The following is a 15,163-nucleotide window of genomic DNA, read 5'->3' as shown; positions in this document are numbered from 1 at the left end:
GCTGATGACCGTTCATCTCAAGCGAACGACCCACGGTAAAACCTTCGCTTATGCATTTTTATTTGCCCAAACCGTCGGAGTTACCCCTGGCTTGCTACTGCCCGGGGTCGCAATGTTGGCGGGTGCTTTGCGACCGGAACGGTCTCCTGAGCTCTTGGTGACGCTCTATGACATGACGTTCCTTACTTTTGTCGGGTCGCTGGGCTGTTTTGTTACTGCGTATATCCCACTGATTGCCGCAATTCTACTTGATAAAAATAAAATTTTTCCGCGTTGGTTTGCCTATGTGTCAATTTGGAATCTGGTTACCGAGTTTGTGGCGGTGCCAGTCTTTTTCTTCAGAGACGGCGCCTTCGCGTGGGACGGCGCAATCAGCTTCTGGGTCGACACAGCGGTGTTTGTCGTCTGGCAGAATGCCATTCTCATTCAGCTGTTTAGGACGATAAACCGGCAGCCGCCGGGGATGGCGTACCCCGATTAATAATGCATCCGCGTCGCTGCGGTTTGCCCTTAGGAGCATATATGAGTCTATCTGCTGCGTCAGAATCTCACGTTGAGGAGTTCTGGGCCGATAAAGAAGATGTCCCCGGCGAAAAGGCCATGTGGCTTTTTGTGCTCGGCGACTTCCTGATTTTTTCCGCCTATTTTGTCATCTACTTGGTGCAAAGGGCATGGGATAAGCAGGGCTTCCTTGATGCTCAGCAGCACCTCGATATCAACCTCGGCATAATCAATACAATCGTGCTGATTACTGGCTCGTGGTTTGTGGCGTGGGCGGCGCTCGCAGCGCGAGAAGGTAATGCCGCTAAAGCGCTAAGCTTGGTCCGGTTGACGATGCTTTCTGGTTTTATTTTCGCGGCGTTGAAAGTATTCGAGTGGTCAAAGGAAATCAAAGCGGGTTACACATTTACCAGTAATGATTTCTTTGGCTTTTATTACGTGCTAACAGGTATTCACCTAATTCACTTGGTCTTTGGTCTGGCGGTGCTGCAGATTGTGGTCGCGCGATTAAAGAAAGGCGTTGCCGATCATCGACTAGTGGAAACCGGTGCGACTTATTGGCATATGGTGGACCTTCTGTGGGTTTTGATTTTGGCCTTTCTCTATATGCTGAGGTAATGCAGGCATGGAAACGACATCAAGTAAGCGCTTGGCAATGTCATGGTTGGCGCTGGTCATTCTTACCCTCTTGGGCTGGCTAGTCAGCGAGCCGGCGGGTAGCCCGCTAATGCTGAACGCTAAGGTTACCTTGCTGGTAGTCGCTGCCGCCACATTGAAATGCTACATCATCATGCGTGACTTTATGGAGGTAAAGCCGGCAACGACGCCGAAATATATACGTCTTTTTTGCAATATTTGGCTGTTAGCTTTGACGGGCTGCGCGTTGGGTATTTACTTTGTCCTTTAATTCGACGGCTGGTCATCGGCGCTAGTGATTTTTATTGTGACCATTAGCGCATAAGCCCTAGTAGACCTTAGTCGAAAACCACAGATAACTCAGCGCTTAGGCCATCCCAATCTGATCCAATTTGGCCAGCGGAAGCGCTCCCTTCGGCTTGCTTTACATACTCCGCTTTGAACAGTGTTTTATCTGTTAGCCACCACCCTAGACCTAGCTGAATACGGCTGAGGTCTTTGGTACCAGAAATATTTCTACTTTCGTTAGTGGCCGAGCTATAGCGTGATGCGATGTAAAAGCGATTGGCAGAGATGTATTGCGTTGCCTCAATGACGTAGTAGTTTATTTCGCTTGGGGTCTTGCGATAGGCAGTGGCTTGGCTTGCGACGGTCTGTTCGCCATTGCTATCGACGAAGCTGAAGTCGTCTTTAGCGATACCTGCCCAGGCTCTGAAGATTGTGCTTGGGCTGACGTGGTATTGCGCATTGATTTGTAAGATTCTTGCATTGAGTCCCGGCAGCAGACCGATGTGAGTGTCGCGGGAACTTGCACCGGACCCGGTAAAATTATAGTTATCACCGTCTCCTTGGATTAAGCCCGCAGTCTGAACATCAGCGAAGGCTCGCTTAGCGACTTGGTCGCCTAAACTGCTGGTAAACCAGCCGAGCCCAAAATCTAAACCGAATTCCGTATTAAAGGACAGGCGTCCGAAGGTGTTGAAACCGCGATCGCCATTATAGTCTTCAAAGAACGTAGGTACGGTCAGGCCAATGTCTGCATTAACTTTTGTGACGACTGAGTCCGACATCGTTTTTGACCACAAGCTTTGTATCCCGGATTCCGCCGTCACAAAATCGATCGGGGAATTGCCTATTAGCGGATTGCTTTGTACCGCTGCGCCGTCGGAATAGCCGCGGTACTCAAATACCGTGGAGACAATGTTCCCGGCCCGAAGTAGCCAGTTTTGATTCTGTAGCTTGCTTCCTGTTAGTCCGAGAACATCGAGATCTATGTATCCCAAATCTTGTGAAATTTCATACTGGTCGTCAGTGCCAAAATCATTTGGTTCTTCGCCAAGGTCGACATAAGCCGTAACGTAGTCGTGAATTTTTATCGCTAACTCGATATTAAAGCGCAGTCGTTGGAAGCCTGGTGCCATATCGGTATTAGGCTCCTCAAACGCACCTCGATTAGCTTCTATTGCTTGAAAGCCCTGCATAAGCATTAATTTTGCTTGAATTCTCTCGTCGAGAAATTCAGCAGCCGATGTCGGGCTTGCCAGTGCTATATAGCAAATTCCTAGGGTCAGGAGACCGCGGGCGAATTGGTTTACGGGTTTTCTTATCATGGTAATTACCTTGTTGTTTTGCCTGGCTATGCAGGTCTGATTATTGTCATGTGGTACTGCTCTAGTGCGCTATTGTCGTCATATCCCTGTCGAACTAATCTTATTGAGCAATAGCCCTATAAGCGGGCATATTCCCAGAGCACTGGTTTGCCGTCAAGTTATGTAGTCCTTCAAGCTCGAATTTTTACGTTAATGAACAATTTTTCATTTAAAAATCAATTACTTATTACATTATCTTTGCGATGGATGCTCTCTCGTGTTGGCGGGCGGGGATAGAGCCTCGGTCTTATAAAAAGTTGAAAATTGCTGAATCGCGACCAGGCAGCAATTGACATTAGCAAATAATTGTGAGAATGTGCCCACTCAATGAGCTTTTGCCCATTAAGCCGCAGGCAAAGAAAACTGGCGCTATGGCGGTAACAGATAGCGTTGTCTGGCGAGCTTTATTCATCGTAGCAACATTGAACTTGTGATGGTCTTGATGGGGAAAGTTAGAGGTGTAGCAATGAATAAAAATATAAAGCTGATTATTTTCGACTGCGATGGCGTGCTAATTGATAGCGAAATAATTAGTGCCACGGTATTAATTAAAAAATTACGTGAGCTGAGTGTCGATATCGATATGGGGTATGTTCAGCGTCATTTTCTCGGGTATAGCTTTAAGTCTGTTACAGAAAAAGTATTTGCCAATTTTAGTGTCAGTTTGCCCGAGGGGTTTGAGGCCGAGTATCGCGCTGCTTTGCTTGAGCAATTTCGTCAGGAATTACAGCCTACACAAGGTATCAAAGCTTTACTGTCTGCGCTTAAACTGAAGTTTTGCTTAGCGACAAGTAGTAGCCGCGAGCGCACCAGTGAAGCACTTCGCATCAGCGGTTTAGCAGGATTTTTTACCGCCACGGTTTTTACTGCCGAGGACGTGACGCGGGGTAAGCCCGCGCCAGATTTGTTTCAGTACGCTGCCGCAAAGATGGGGGTAGCGCCAAGCGAGTGCTTAGTAATAGAGGATAGTCGTGCCGGTGTTGCCGCGGCGATCGCAGCAGGCATGCAGGTTATTCACTACACCGGTGGTCGCCATATTAGCGGCGCTGTATCACAGGTATCAGATGAATTTCCGCAGGTCCCAGTACTGGATAGCTGGGCCGCGCTAGTGGAATTGCTGCCAGAAGCTGAATGATTGACCTGCATTAGATAAATGTAAGTAAAACAATAATTATTAGGGTATTGCGATGGATAATAAATCGAATTCCGAGCTGAAACGTTTAGACGATGCTGCCCGCGCAGCATGGCTATACTACGTAGCCAAAAATACGCAAGACGAAATTGCGCAAAAGTTAGACGTTTCCCGACAATCAGCGCAGCGCTTAGTTGCACTTGCGGTTACTGAGGGCCTGGTGAAGGTCCGCTTGGACCATCCGATCGCGCAATGTATGGCATTAGCGCAAGAGCTAAAGGAAAAATTCGCTTTGCTCAACTGTGAAGTTGTTCCAAGCGACGGCGCGTCCCCCAACGCTAATCACGGCCTTGCCCAGTGTGGCGCTGCGATATTAGAGCGCTATCTCAAATCAGATACACCGAAAATTATCGCCTTAGGCACTGGGCGGGCTTTAAAGGCCTGTATCGATGAGTTGCCGACCATGCAGTGCCCCAACCATAAGATCGTATCTATGTTGGGGAATATGAAGTCTGACGGCGCCGCCTCGGCTTTTGATACCGTTGTGTCTATGGCTAATCGTGTGAATGCCATACATTACCCAATGCCGCTACCGGTCATTGCGTCATCTGTGCAAGAAAAGAAGATGCTCCATAGTTTGCAGCCGGTAAAAAGCATACTCAGTTTAGTTGAGCAAGCAGACGTAACTTTTGTTGGTATAGGCCAGATTACGGCGAGCTCGCCTCTGTTTATAGATGGCTTCATCAATGACGACGAATTAGATGTCGTTATCACTGATGGTGCAAAAGGTGAAATTATTAGTTGGCTGTATGACGTCAATGGCCGGCTTCTCAAAAACGAAACGAATAAAAGAGTGGTAAGTGCACCAATAACGGTAAACGCAGCAAAGCCAGTTTATGGGATTGCTGCCGGAGAAGACAAAGTTATCGCTATTCTCGCTGCTCTGAGAGGGAAGTTGATCAATTCCCTAGTGACGAATGAGTACACGGCCAGAGCACTGCTTAAACTGGCGTCGAAGTAGTCGTATCGGGAGATCGATTTACTAGATTTGCCAAGGAGTTGGTTAATGTTAATTGGCATAATAATTACTCATCTAGAATTTTCGATTTTTATCATAAAAATTATCTCACACCCAAGTTCTGCGATGATGATAATTGATAAATAGGAATGCATAAAATGGCCGGTCATCAAGTTAATAATACCTTTAGTGACGTCAATGAAGAGCAGCTACCAGTAGCAAATAGCAAACTACATGGTTGGAAACATTTCGCCGGTTTGTATGCTGGTGAACACGTCGCCGCAACTGAGTTTGTTATCGGGGCAACGTTCGTCGCCTTAGGCGCAGCAACGAAAGATATATTACTTGGCCTACTGATTGGTAACCTGCTGGCAATGTGTTCGTGGTGGTTGTTGACGGCACCCATTGCCGTAGAAACTCGCTTGAGTTTATACAATTATTTAAACAAGATCGCCGGCCACTCGATGACAAAGCTTTATAACTGGGCGAATGTCGCTATTTTTTCAGTGATATCCGCGGCGATGATAACGGTATCGTCCACAGCAGTTCGGTTTCTGTTTAATATACCCGCACAGCTCAACTGGTATCCCAGTAGCTTTTGGTTTGTTCTAATTGTTATTGCAATGGGGTCGATTGTTGTACTCGTTGCAATGTACGGCTTTTCAACTGTCGCTGATTTCTCAAAGATTTGTGCGCCGTGGCTATTTGTCATTTTCATTGCTGGTTCATTTAACTTATTTCCAGGTTTGTCGTTCCATGTGCTGGGAGATACTACGCTCACTAATTGGTCCGATTTTGTTGCGATAGGCGATAGTTCTATATGGACAGGCTTCACTGGCAGCGGTGAGAAGGGGATTGGATTGCTCGAGGTAATCGGGTTTGCTTGGGCGGCGAATTCAATTACCCACTTTGGCCTTATCGACATGGCAATATTTCGTTTTGCCAAACGTAAGCGTTACGGCTTGTTGTCCGGTGTTGGTATGTTTTTCGGGCATTATATTGCTTGGATTTCTGCCGGGATTATGGGGGCCGGTGCGGCGGTTATTTTGAAGACAACTATTACAACCTTGGACCCAGGCGACGTCGCCTACCATGCGCTGGGATTAACCGGCTTTGTGATTATCATTGTTGCCGGGTGGACTACGGCGAATGCAAATTTGTATCGAGCTGGTTTGGCTGCGCAATCCATCTTTGTTAATCATTCTAGAGAGAAAACCACGGCGGTAGTTGGCGTTGTTACCGTCATTATTGCTTGTTTCCCCTTTGTGTTCTCGCAAATGTTACCGCTTTTGACATATACCGGACTTTTGGTAGTCCCGGTGGGTGGGATCGTGTTTGCTGAACATGTCTTGTTTCCCAAGATTGGATTAACTCGCTATTGGGCAAAGTACCAAAATATTTCGCGAAGCGTTCCGGCCATTGGATCTTGGGCTTTAGCACTGATTTTCGGTTTTGGATTGAACGCCCTAGATGTCATGTCGTTCTACTATTTGTTTATCCCGACGTGGCTGTTCACAATTGTCACTTATACCTTATTAGCGAGAAAGTACGGCGCCGACAAAAGCTATAGTGAAGAGATTGCGGCCGAAGAGCTGGAACAACAGCAGATAGTGGAATTTCAGGACGCACAAGCCGTTCACGATCAGGATTTCGTCGCTGACACCAGTGTCGTCAGCAAAGTATTAAACGGTATCTCCTTAATCTCGCTGCTTATTATTGCCGGATTCGCCTGTCAGGTAATGTTCTTCAGCACTAATATGGAAATATACAGCCTCAATAAATCTCAATTTGAAACCTATTGTTTCATCTTTACTGTTTTCTATTTTGTTAGCGCATACACCGCTTTGCGACGACAGAAGAAGCTTAATAGTTAATGTGTTTAGCGATATTAAGCTTAGTCAAAATACTTTTTATTATCGGTTATCAACTTATTTGTAGAGCGTAGAATATGAATACTGCACCGCATAAACAAGTGCATAAGAGCTTGTTGAACTCGTCAGTACTAGCAAACTTACCTCGCCATATCGATGTTCCGGCGTATGATCGCAGCCGGCTTAAAGCGGGAATCGTTCATATTGGTGTTGGCGGCTTTCATCGCTCCCATCAGGCCGCTTACCTGAATGAGCTATTAAAGACGCCGGGTTCTGAGGAGTGGGGAATCTGCGGCATTGGTTTGCTGGAGTGCAATCGCGAATTACGGGACATACTTGTAAAACAAGACTATCTCTACTCTTTGGTAGTACGTCATCCTAACGGGGCAATCGACAATAAAATTATCGGGTCGATGATTGACTTTATTTTCGCGCCGGAAGATAAGCAAAAAGTAATTGCAAAGTTGGCCCATAGCGATACCAAAATAGTTTCGCTAAGCATTACTGAAGGGGGCTACCACATTCATCCGGAAACGGGTGAATTGGATTTCGATAACGAAGATGTCCGACATGATATCCAGCATCCCGATGACCCAATAACTGCGTTTGGATATATCACTGCTGCACTCAAAACTCGTATGGTGAGCGGCGAGGGGTCATTCACTATTCAATCTTGTGACAATATTCAGCACAACGGCGAGATAACCCGAAAAATGATAACGGCGCTGGCTGCGCAGCAGGATCCTAGTCTAAGTCAATGGATCGAAGAGCATGTTGCTTTTCCTAATGCCATGGTGGATCGCATAACGCCGGTAACAAGCAAGTCAGATATTGAATATGTCGAAAGCACTTTTCAGATAATTGATAAGTGGCCAATTACTTGTGAGTCATTTTCGCAATGGGTTATAGAAGACAATTTTTGCTGCGGCCGGCCGAACTGGGATTTGGTCGGGGCCCAATTTGTTGGGGACGTTACGCCATTTGAGAAAATGAAAATCAGATTATTAAACGCCGGGCATTCAGTATTGGGATTGCTGGGTTCCATATATGGCTATGAAACAATAGATGAAACCGTATCAGATTTGATTTTCTCCCAGTATTTGCGTGCTTTTATGGATTTTGAAGTAACGCCTTTGTTGCCTGATTTAGACGGCGCTGTCTTGAATGACTACAAAGATACGCTAATTGAGCGCTTTGCGAACCCTAATATTAAAGATAGTCTTGTTCGAATTTGTTCGGAGAGTTCTGCAAAGCTACCTAAATTTTTACTTTCATCAATTATCGAGAATATAGAAAAAGGGCGTGATTCGTCGCTTGGGATTTTGGTTGTTGCAGCGTGGTGCTATTACAGTGACAAAAGGGTTAATCAAGACCAGCGCGCAATTAACATTCAAGATGCCATGGCAGAAGAGTTGGCGGCTTATGCGCAAAAAACAAGCGAAGATAAGCTATCCTTTTTGAGAAACCGCCATTTGTTTGGCAATCTAGTGGAGGCCGACAAATTTTCTCAGCCTTATACTAAAGCTATTGATTCTTTGTATGCATCATCAAGCGACATACGGGACATTATGAATCGCGCGCTCGCCGAAAAGCGCAAGCTAGTAGCGGAAGAGGTGATCTAATGTCGAGAATGATTTTAGGCGATAAATCTTCCCAAGAGCCAATTGTAAGCTGCTTTGGCGAGGTACTTTGGGATTATTTCCCCAGCGGAAAGCGCTTAGGTGGAGCGCCCCTCAATGTTTGCCTTCGCTTGAAGTCGCTCGGCGTAAATGCGGAGATATTGAGCGCCGTCGGTGCCGATGTATTAGGTAGCGAGTTGCTAGAGGACATAAGAGAGCGCGGCTTAGACAATGGCTTTGTGTTAGTCAATGCGAGCAAAAAAACAAGTACCGTTGAAGTTAGCTTAGATAAGGGCGGATCGGCGACCTATGAGATTGCTGTTGATACGGCTTGGGATAATATCGAACTAAGCCCGAAGCTTATCGAGCGCGTTGCATCGTCAGATATATTTGTATATGGCAGTTTGGTCGCGCGCAGTGAGGTTTCCTTGAACACCTTGCGGAAGCTGATTGAACTTTCTAAGTTTAATGTTTTTGACGTTAACTTACGAAAGCCACACTACTCCCTTGAGAGTCTCGTAGCGCTGATGAAGGCAGCTGATTTTATAAAACTAAATGACGATGAGTTGTTCGAGATAGCCGGGGCAATGGGCTCCAAGTTTAACTCCCTAGAGCAGAATATTGAGTTTATAGCGAATAAAACAGCAACCTCTAATATTTGTGTTACCAAGGGCCGCCACGGCGCCGTTCTTAAAGTAGCTGATAAATACTACTACAATTCAGGCTATATGATTAATGTAGTGGATACCGTTGGAGCGGGAGACTCATTCTTAGGGTCTTTAATTTATCAGTTATGTAATACTGAAGATACGCAATATGCGGTCGATTTCGCCTGCGCTGTTGGTGCGTTGGTTGCTCAGAATCAGGGGGCAACACCCGAAATATCACTACATGATATTCAGGCGTTTATGAATCCTATTTAATGGCAAGGGCTGTGATCACTGACTAATAACAATCAGTTTTGTCTAAATATCATGTCGCAGGAAATTATCCTTATGTCTGCTTCTTTTTCAAATAGTCATTTTTTACCGGTGCTTCAACAAGATTTCGCGCGCCTGCAAACCATACATATGCGAGATCTATTTGCTCAGGACCCGCTGCGTGTTACCCGATACTCGTTGTCTGCAGCTACATTGTTTCTCGACTACTCTAAAAATCGCATTGATGAGGCAGCATTAGATCATCTTATTGAACTGGCTGCGGCTTCAGGCTTAGGTGCCGCGCGGGATGCGATGTTTACCGGGCAGCCTATTAACAACACCGAAGATCGAGCCGTATTGCATACGGCGCTGCGTTATCGTGGTCCCGATTCGATTTGGGCCGACGGTGCCGATGTTATGCCCGGCATACGTGAACAGCGCCAGCGAATAGTTGATTGTGCGCGTGCGGTGCGCAGCGGTGAGTGGCGCGGGGCAACTGGCCAGGTGATTAGCGATGTTGTGAATATCGGCATTGGTGGTTCAGATCTCGGGCCGGCGATGGTGACGCAAGCTTTAGCCCCCTATGGTTGCAATGGCCCTAAGTTGCACTTTGTTTCTAATGTCGACCCAGTCCAGATAAGTGATATCTTGGCGAAGTTAGATCCTGCCTGCACTTTGTTTATTGTTGCGTCAAAAACATTCACGACTCAGGAAACCTTAACGAATGCCGTTATGGCAAAACGTTGGTTGCTGGCTGGCTTGGCTATGGCTGAGGACGATAGTCGTTGGCAGCGGCATATGCTTGCGGTCACCGCGCGTCCCAATGCGGCCAAGGCACTTGGATATAAAGAAGAGCACATATTTTGTTTCTGGGACTGGGTGGGTGGACGCTATTCGCTTTGGTCTGCGGTTGGGCTGCCGATTGCAATGGCAATTGGTCCAGAAGGCTTTGACGAGCTATTGGCAGGTGCTGAAGAAATGGATGCTCATTTCCGCTCTGCGCCCCTTAAAGACAATATGCCTGTCATTTTAGCGGTACTTGGCGTTTGGTATCGTCAGTTCTTTAATTCACAAAGTCATACAGTGCTGCCCTATAGTCAGCGCTTGGCTCGGCTGCCTGCTTATTTGCAGCAGTTGGATATGGAGAGTAACGGCAAGTCGCTTAAAAAGGACGGAACAGCGGTGAGTTGGGCAAGTGGGCCGGTAATTTGGGGAGAGCCAGGCACTAATGGCCAACATGCCTTTTACCAGTTAATTCATCAGGGGGTGGACTTGATCCCCTGTGATTTTCTTGTGGCGAGGGAATGCGAGTCGCCGGAGCATGTCGATCAGCACCAAATACTCGTCGCTAACGCGGTGGCCCAAGCTGAGGCATTGATGTGCGGAAAATCTGAACAGCAGGTCCGAGATGAGTTGGCAGAATCTTCTCTCTCGCCGGCGCAGGAGGATTTGTTGGTCGCGCATAAATCCATGCCGGGCAATCGACCGAGTAATTTTTTGATTCTCCCGAGATTGTGCCCAAAGGTATTAGGCAGCTTGATTGCGCTCTACGAGCATAAGGTATTCTGCCAAGGGGTAATTTGGGGGCTTAACTCCTTTGATCAATGGGGCGTTGAGTTAGGTAAGCAACTTGCGTCGCAGATATTGAGTGAGATGCGAGATGATACCGCGACAGCAGTGCCTCACGACCCCTCGACGAACGCCTTGTTGGTGCGCCTTCGGGGAGGGGGCTAATGGTAGGGGATGTGGGGGCTGGAGGATAAATCTGTAATAAAATTACATAAAACGTCTGTTTTGGTGGATATAATCTGCATTTGTGGTAACTTAGTTAAAATATCGTTAGCGCAGTCTCGGATTGCGGCAGCGTAAGGCAAAGTGATTGGGGGCAAATAAGGTGCTTAACGAAGTTATTAATAAGGTTACTCAAGCAGTAATCGAGCGTAGTGGAACGAGTCGGCAAGCCTATCTCGAGAAAATTCGCCGCGCTCATCGCCCCGGTGTATCTCGTAGTCATCTGTCCTGTGGGAATTTGGCCCACGGTTTTGCTGCTTCAGATACTCACGATAAGTCGGCGCTAGCAATAGATCGCGCCGCCAATTTCGCTATTGTCTCCGCTTACAATGACATGTTATCGGCCCACCAACCATTTCAAGACTATCCCGCGCAGATTAAAGCGGCGGCTAGGGAGCTCGGTGCTGTCGCGCAATTTGCTGGTGGCGTGCCGGCCATGTGCGACGGTGTAACTCAAGGTCGTGAAGGCATGGAGTTATCCCTCTTTAGTCGCGACAATATTGCGATGGCCGCTGGCGTTGCCCTTTCCCACGATATGTTTGATGGCGTTTTATGCCTAGGCGTCTGCGATAAAATTGTGCCGGGCTTGGCCATTGGCGCGCTGGCCTTTGGCCATTTGCCGTGCTTGTTTGTCCCCGCCGGGCCAATGGAATCGGGCTTACCAAATGCGGAGAAAAGTCGGATTCGTCAGCTTTACGCAGAAGGTAAAGTGGGACGCGCGGAATTGCTCAAGGCGGAAAGTGAATCTTATCACAGCGCCGGCACGTGTACTTTTTATGGTACGGCCAATAGCAACCAAATGCTGATGGAAATCATGGGGATGCAGTTGCCGGGCAGCTCCTTCATTAATCCCGGCACGCCGATGCGCGAAGCAATGACCAGAGCTGCGGTTGCCACGCTGAATAAACTGTCGCCGTTATCCCCTGATTTTATGCCACTGGGTGAAATGATCGATGAGAAGAGCATTATCAATGGCATTATTGGCCTGTTAGCAACCGGCGGCTCCACGAATCACACGATTCACTTGGTGGCCATTGCTCGCGCTGCGGGGGTGATTATTAATTGGCAAGACATGGCGGAGCTGTCTGAGGTGGTTCCCTTGTTGTGCCGGATATATCCCAATGGGCTGGCCGATGTAAATCATTTTCAGGCCGCCGGTGGTATGCCACTACTGATTAAAGAGTTGTTGGACAATGGCCTGCTGCACAATGATGTGGGTACCGTCGCCGGTGAGGGTGGGATGCAGCGTTATTGTGAGGAACCTTTTCTTGGCGATGACGGTGAATTGGTGTGGCGAACGGGGCCGGCTGTTAGTCTTGATCCCGAGATTATTGCCAGCGTCGCCAAGCCCTTTAGTAAAGAAGGCGGCCTGCGTTTGATGCAGGGGAATCTTGGTCGCTCGGTAATTAAGACCTCGGCAGTCAAACCTGAGTATCGGGTATTGACGGCGCCAGCCGTTATTTTTAATGACCAAGACGAAATGAAGGCGCGGTTTGATTCCGGTGATCTTAATCGCGACTTTATCGCGGTTGTGCGTTTTCAAGGCCCAAAAGCGAACGGCATGCCTGAACTTCATAAACTGACCCCCTTGCTGGGGGTGTTGCAGGATCGCGGCTACAAAGTTGCGCTGGTAACAGATGGGCGAATGTCGGGGGCGTCGGGTAAGGTGCCTGCGGCTATTCATTTAAGTCCAGAGGCACTTGATGGTGGCCCGATAGCGCGCTTGCGCGATGGCGATATGATCGAATTTGACGCTGAGCGCAGTATTCTGCGGGTGCTTGATGAGGCGGTGTTAGAACAGCCTGTCGCGATCTATGCTGGTGGCCATCAAGAGGGCATGGGCCGGGAACTATTCTCTTGTTTTAGAAAATTAGTGAGCGATGCTGAACACGGCGCGTCGGTAATGGATGTGTAGTTGCTCGCTGGTAAAGAGAGCTTCTCAGATCAATCCCGCTCCGTTGGCGCGTGATCGCAAATAATTAGGAAGTGGTATGACAGAGCCCTTTGATATTGTCATTTTTGGCGGCGCGGGTGACCTCGCTTTTCGCAAGCTGATCCCCGCGCTGTACCGCAGTTTTTGCGAGGGAAAAATACCCGCGAGCGCCAGAGTGATTCCCTGTTGTCGAAATAGTCAGGAGCAGTCTGCGTATCTGCAGCGTGCCGATGAAGCCTTGCAAGAACATTTAGCTGAAGGGGAATACAAGGCCGAACTTGCCCAGGCATTTATGGGGCATGTGAATCCTGTCGAGCTTGATATTGTTGCGTCGGGCTCGCTGTGGGAGGCAATGGCGGAGTTATTAAACGAATATAGTCAGCGGGTGCGTGTCTATTATTTAGCGATTCCGCCGGCTATTTTTGGCGTTTGCTGCCAGCACTTATCAAAGTATCATTTGGTCGATGAGCATAGTCGTGTGGTGGTGGAAAAACCGCTGGGCTACAACGCTGATACCGCTAACGCGATCAATGAGGAGATTGCTCGCTACTTTGATGAATCGGCTATTTACCGAATTGATCATTATCTGGGTAAAGAAACCGTTCAAAACTTAATGGCGCTGCGCTTCACCAACGTGATTTTTGAGCAGCTGTGGGACGCCAAGTCTATTGATCATGTTCAGATTAGCATTTCTGAAACAGTTGGCTTGGAAGGTCGCGCAGGCTTTTATAACGAAGCCGGTGCGCTGCGGGATATGGTGCAAAATCATCTGCTTCAGTTGCTGTGCTTGGTGGCAATGGAATCGCCCCACAAAATGAAAGCCAGCAGCATTCGCGCTGAAAAAGTTAAAGTATTGGAGTCGTTGCGACCAATGCGTGGTGACGATGTAAAACGACATACGGTGCGGGGCCAATACGTTGCCGGTAATCATAAAGGCAAGTTAGTGCCGGGCTATCTAGAAGAATTAGCTGCGGCCCAGAGTAATACCGAAACCTTTGTAGCTCTGCGTGCCTATGTCGACAATTGGCGCTGGGCGCGAGTGCCATTTTATTTGCGTACTGGTAAGCGTATGAAGCAGCGCTGTGCCGAGATTGTCATCCAATATAAAGAAGTTTCACACCGAGTTTACGATCGCGACGCAGGTAGCTTGGCCCCTAATCGCTTGGTGATTCGACTGCAGCCTGAAGAAAGTATTCAGCTAACAATGATGGCCAAGGATCTAGACACCTTGGACATGCGTCTGCAACCGGCCACGTTAAACCTGAATTTTTCTGACACGTATAAGAAATTTAAAAGTGATGCCTACAAGCGTTTGATTTTAGATGCGGTGTCAGCCAATTCCAGTTTGTTTATTCACCGCGACGAGGTGGCCCATGCCTGGGCGTGGATTGACCCTATTATTGACGCTTGGCAGTCAGGGGCGCAGGAACCTCACCTTTATCGGGCTGGAAGCTGGGGGCCGGAGGAATCAGATGAACTGCTCGCCGAAGATGGCTTTAAGTGGTTTAACGCCGGAGAGCAGCGGTGACGTCGATGACAGAGTGCTGCTTTGATACTCGTCAGGCTTTGGTGTCGACGCTCGTTGATCGCATTTGTGATTTGCTGTGCGACGCAATTAGCAAACGAGGCAGCGCAAGTTTTTTGGTTTCTGGCGGCAGCAGCCCGCAAGCCGTTTACGAGGCACTTGCCCTGCGCGAGCTTGATTGGTCTAAGGTCACGGTGGCGCTTGTCGATGAGCGTTGGGTGTCCCGAGACCATTTGGCGAGTAATGAGGCGTTTATTCGTCGTTCCCTGTTAATTGGGTATGCGGCGGCAGCGAATTTTATTGGAATGAAAACGGCGGCTGACTCGGCCGAGGCCGGGCTCTCCAGTTGTGAGGCGCGCTATGAGCTGCTGCCCGCGGAGGTGGATGTGTGCGTGTTGGGTATGGGCAGTGACGGCCATACGGCATCGCTCTTTCCTCATGCCGACGGCTTGGCGCAAGCAATATCACCTGCATGTGCCACACGCTGCGCGGTAATACATGCAATACCGAGTGCGGTGACCGGTGCGCATACTGAACGCATGAGTTTAACCCTACCTTATTTGTTGTC

At 48.2% G+C, this 15,163-nt stretch carries 13 protein-coding genes; 12 read left to right on the top strand and 1 reads right to left on the bottom strand.

What is annotated here, in order from left to right; all coding sequences use genetic code 11:
• The 3 genes from ABYT30_RS07840 to ABYT30_RS07830 all read left to right on the top strand — a co-directional run.
• Positions 1-481, top strand: a 481-nt coding sequence (locus ABYT30_RS07840) for a hypothetical protein (RefSeq protein ID WP_373095887.1), incomplete at its 5' end; no start/stop codon positions are given.
• A 41-nt stretch (positions 482-522) separates the two neighbouring features.
• Complete coding sequence (locus tag ABYT30_RS07835) at positions 523-1,119, top strand: cytochrome c oxidase subunit 3 (protein WP_373083611.1); 597 nt, start codon at positions 523-525, stop codon at positions 1,117-1,119.
• A gap of 7 nt (positions 1,120-1,126) precedes the next feature.
• Positions 1,127-1,408, top strand: a complete 282-nt coding sequence (locus tag ABYT30_RS07830) for a cytochrome C oxidase subunit IV family protein (protein WP_373083612.1) — start codon at positions 1,127-1,129, stop codon at positions 1,406-1,408.
• A 67-nt stretch (positions 1,409-1,475) separates the two neighbouring features.
• On the opposite strand, the gene ABYT30_RS07825 is transcribed toward ABYT30_RS07830, so the two are convergent.
• Positions 1,476-2,747, bottom strand: coding sequence for a hypothetical protein (locus tag ABYT30_RS07825; protein WP_373095885.1), 1,272 nt, complete (start codon positions 2,745-2,747; stop codon positions 1,476-1,478).
• A 505-nt stretch (positions 2,748-3,252) separates the two neighbouring features.
• On the opposite strand from ABYT30_RS07825, the gene ABYT30_RS07820 reads away from it, so the two are divergent.
• The 9 genes from ABYT30_RS07820 to pgl form a co-directional block, all read left to right on the top strand.
• A complete protein-coding gene (locus tag ABYT30_RS07820; RefSeq protein WP_373095883.1) occupies positions 3,253-3,921 on the top strand; it encodes an HAD family hydrolase in 669 nt (222 codons plus the stop codon).
• Between the two features lie 52 nt (positions 3,922-3,973).
• Positions 3,974-4,939: a sugar-binding transcriptional regulator gene (locus ABYT30_RS07815; protein ID WP_373095881.1), complete on the top strand. Its 966-nt coding sequence runs from the start codon at positions 3,974-3,976 to the stop codon at positions 4,937-4,939.
• Between the two features lie 155 nt (positions 4,940-5,094).
• Positions 5,095-6,810: a cytosine permease gene (locus ABYT30_RS07810; protein WP_373095879.1), complete on the top strand. Its 1,716-nt coding sequence runs from the start codon at positions 5,095-5,097 to the stop codon at positions 6,808-6,810.
• 74 nt (positions 6,811-6,884) lie between these two features.
• Positions 6,885-8,429: a mannitol dehydrogenase family protein gene (locus tag ABYT30_RS07805; RefSeq protein WP_373095877.1), complete on the top strand. Its 1,545-nt coding sequence runs from the start codon at positions 6,885-6,887 to the stop codon at positions 8,427-8,429.
• A complete protein-coding gene (locus ABYT30_RS07800) occupies positions 8,429-9,349 on the top strand; it encodes a carbohydrate kinase (RefSeq protein ID WP_373095875.1) in 921 nt (306 codons plus the stop codon). Before ABYT30_RS07805 ends, ABYT30_RS07800 begins: the two co-directional genes overlap by 1 nt.
• Positions 9,350-9,421: 72 nt before the next feature.
• On the top strand, positions 9,422-11,080 hold the full coding sequence (gene pgi, locus ABYT30_RS07795) for a glucose-6-phosphate isomerase (RefSeq protein WP_373095874.1): 1,659 nt from the start codon (positions 9,422-9,424) through the stop codon (positions 11,078-11,080).
• Positions 11,081-11,225: 145 nt separating this feature from the next.
• Positions 11,226-13,052: a phosphogluconate dehydratase gene (gene edd, locus ABYT30_RS07790; protein ID WP_373095872.1), complete on the top strand. Its 1,827-nt coding sequence runs from the start codon at positions 11,226-11,228 to the stop codon at positions 13,050-13,052.
• Positions 13,053-13,128: 76 nt separating this feature from the next.
• Positions 13,129-14,598, top strand: coding sequence for a glucose-6-phosphate dehydrogenase (gene zwf / locus ABYT30_RS07785; RefSeq protein WP_373095870.1), 1,470 nt, complete (start codon positions 13,129-13,131; stop codon positions 14,596-14,598).
• Positions 14,599-14,603: 5 nt separating this feature from the next.
• The coding region (gene pgl / locus ABYT30_RS07780; RefSeq protein WP_373095889.1) for a 6-phosphogluconolactonase at positions 14,604-15,163 on the top strand (560 nt) is incomplete at its 3' end.

It is taken from the genome of Zhongshania sp., from assembly GCF_041623545.1.
Classification (GTDB): domain Bacteria; phylum Pseudomonadota; class Gammaproteobacteria; order Pseudomonadales; family Spongiibacteraceae; genus Spongiibacter.
The sequence above is the reverse complement of the archived record's forward strand: the minus strand, read 5'-3'. Positions and strand labels throughout refer to the sequence as shown.

Excerpts from the sequence above, each read along its gene's own strand:
- ABYT30_RS07820 (WP_373095883.1), top strand. The coding sequence starts at position 3,253 with ATGAATAAAAATATAAAGCTGATTATTTTCGACTGCGATGGCGTGCTA.
- ABYT30_RS07805 (WP_373095877.1), top strand. The coding sequence starts at position 6,885 with ATGAATACTGCACCGCATAAACAAGTGCATAAGAGCTTGTTGAACTCG.
- ABYT30_RS07810 (WP_373095879.1), top strand. The coding sequence starts at position 5,095 with ATGGCCGGTCATCAAGTTAATAATACCTTTAGTGACGTCAATGAAGAG.
- ABYT30_RS07815 (WP_373095881.1), top strand. The coding sequence starts at position 3,974 with ATGGATAATAAATCGAATTCCGAGCTGAAACGTTTAGACGATGCTGCC.
- ABYT30_RS07800 (WP_373095875.1), top strand. The coding sequence starts at position 8,429 with ATGTCGAGAATGATTTTAGGCGATAAATCTTCCCAAGAGCCAATTGTA.
- zwf (WP_373095870.1), top strand. The coding sequence starts at position 13,129 with ATGACAGAGCCCTTTGATATTGTCATTTTTGGCGGCGCGGGTGACCTC.
- ABYT30_RS07830 (WP_373083612.1), top strand. The coding sequence starts at position 1,127 with ATGGAAACGACATCAAGTAAGCGCTTGGCAATGTCATGGTTGGCGCTG.
- pgi (WP_373095874.1), top strand. The coding sequence starts at position 9,422 with ATGTCTGCTTCTTTTTCAAATAGTCATTTTTTACCGGTGCTTCAACAA.
- ABYT30_RS07835 (WP_373083611.1), top strand. The coding sequence starts at position 523 with ATGAGTCTATCTGCTGCGTCAGAATCTCACGTTGAGGAGTTCTGGGCC.
- ABYT30_RS07825 (WP_373095885.1), bottom strand. The coding sequence starts at position 2,747 with ATGATAAGAAAACCCGTAAACCAATTCGCCCGCGGTCTCCTGACCCTA.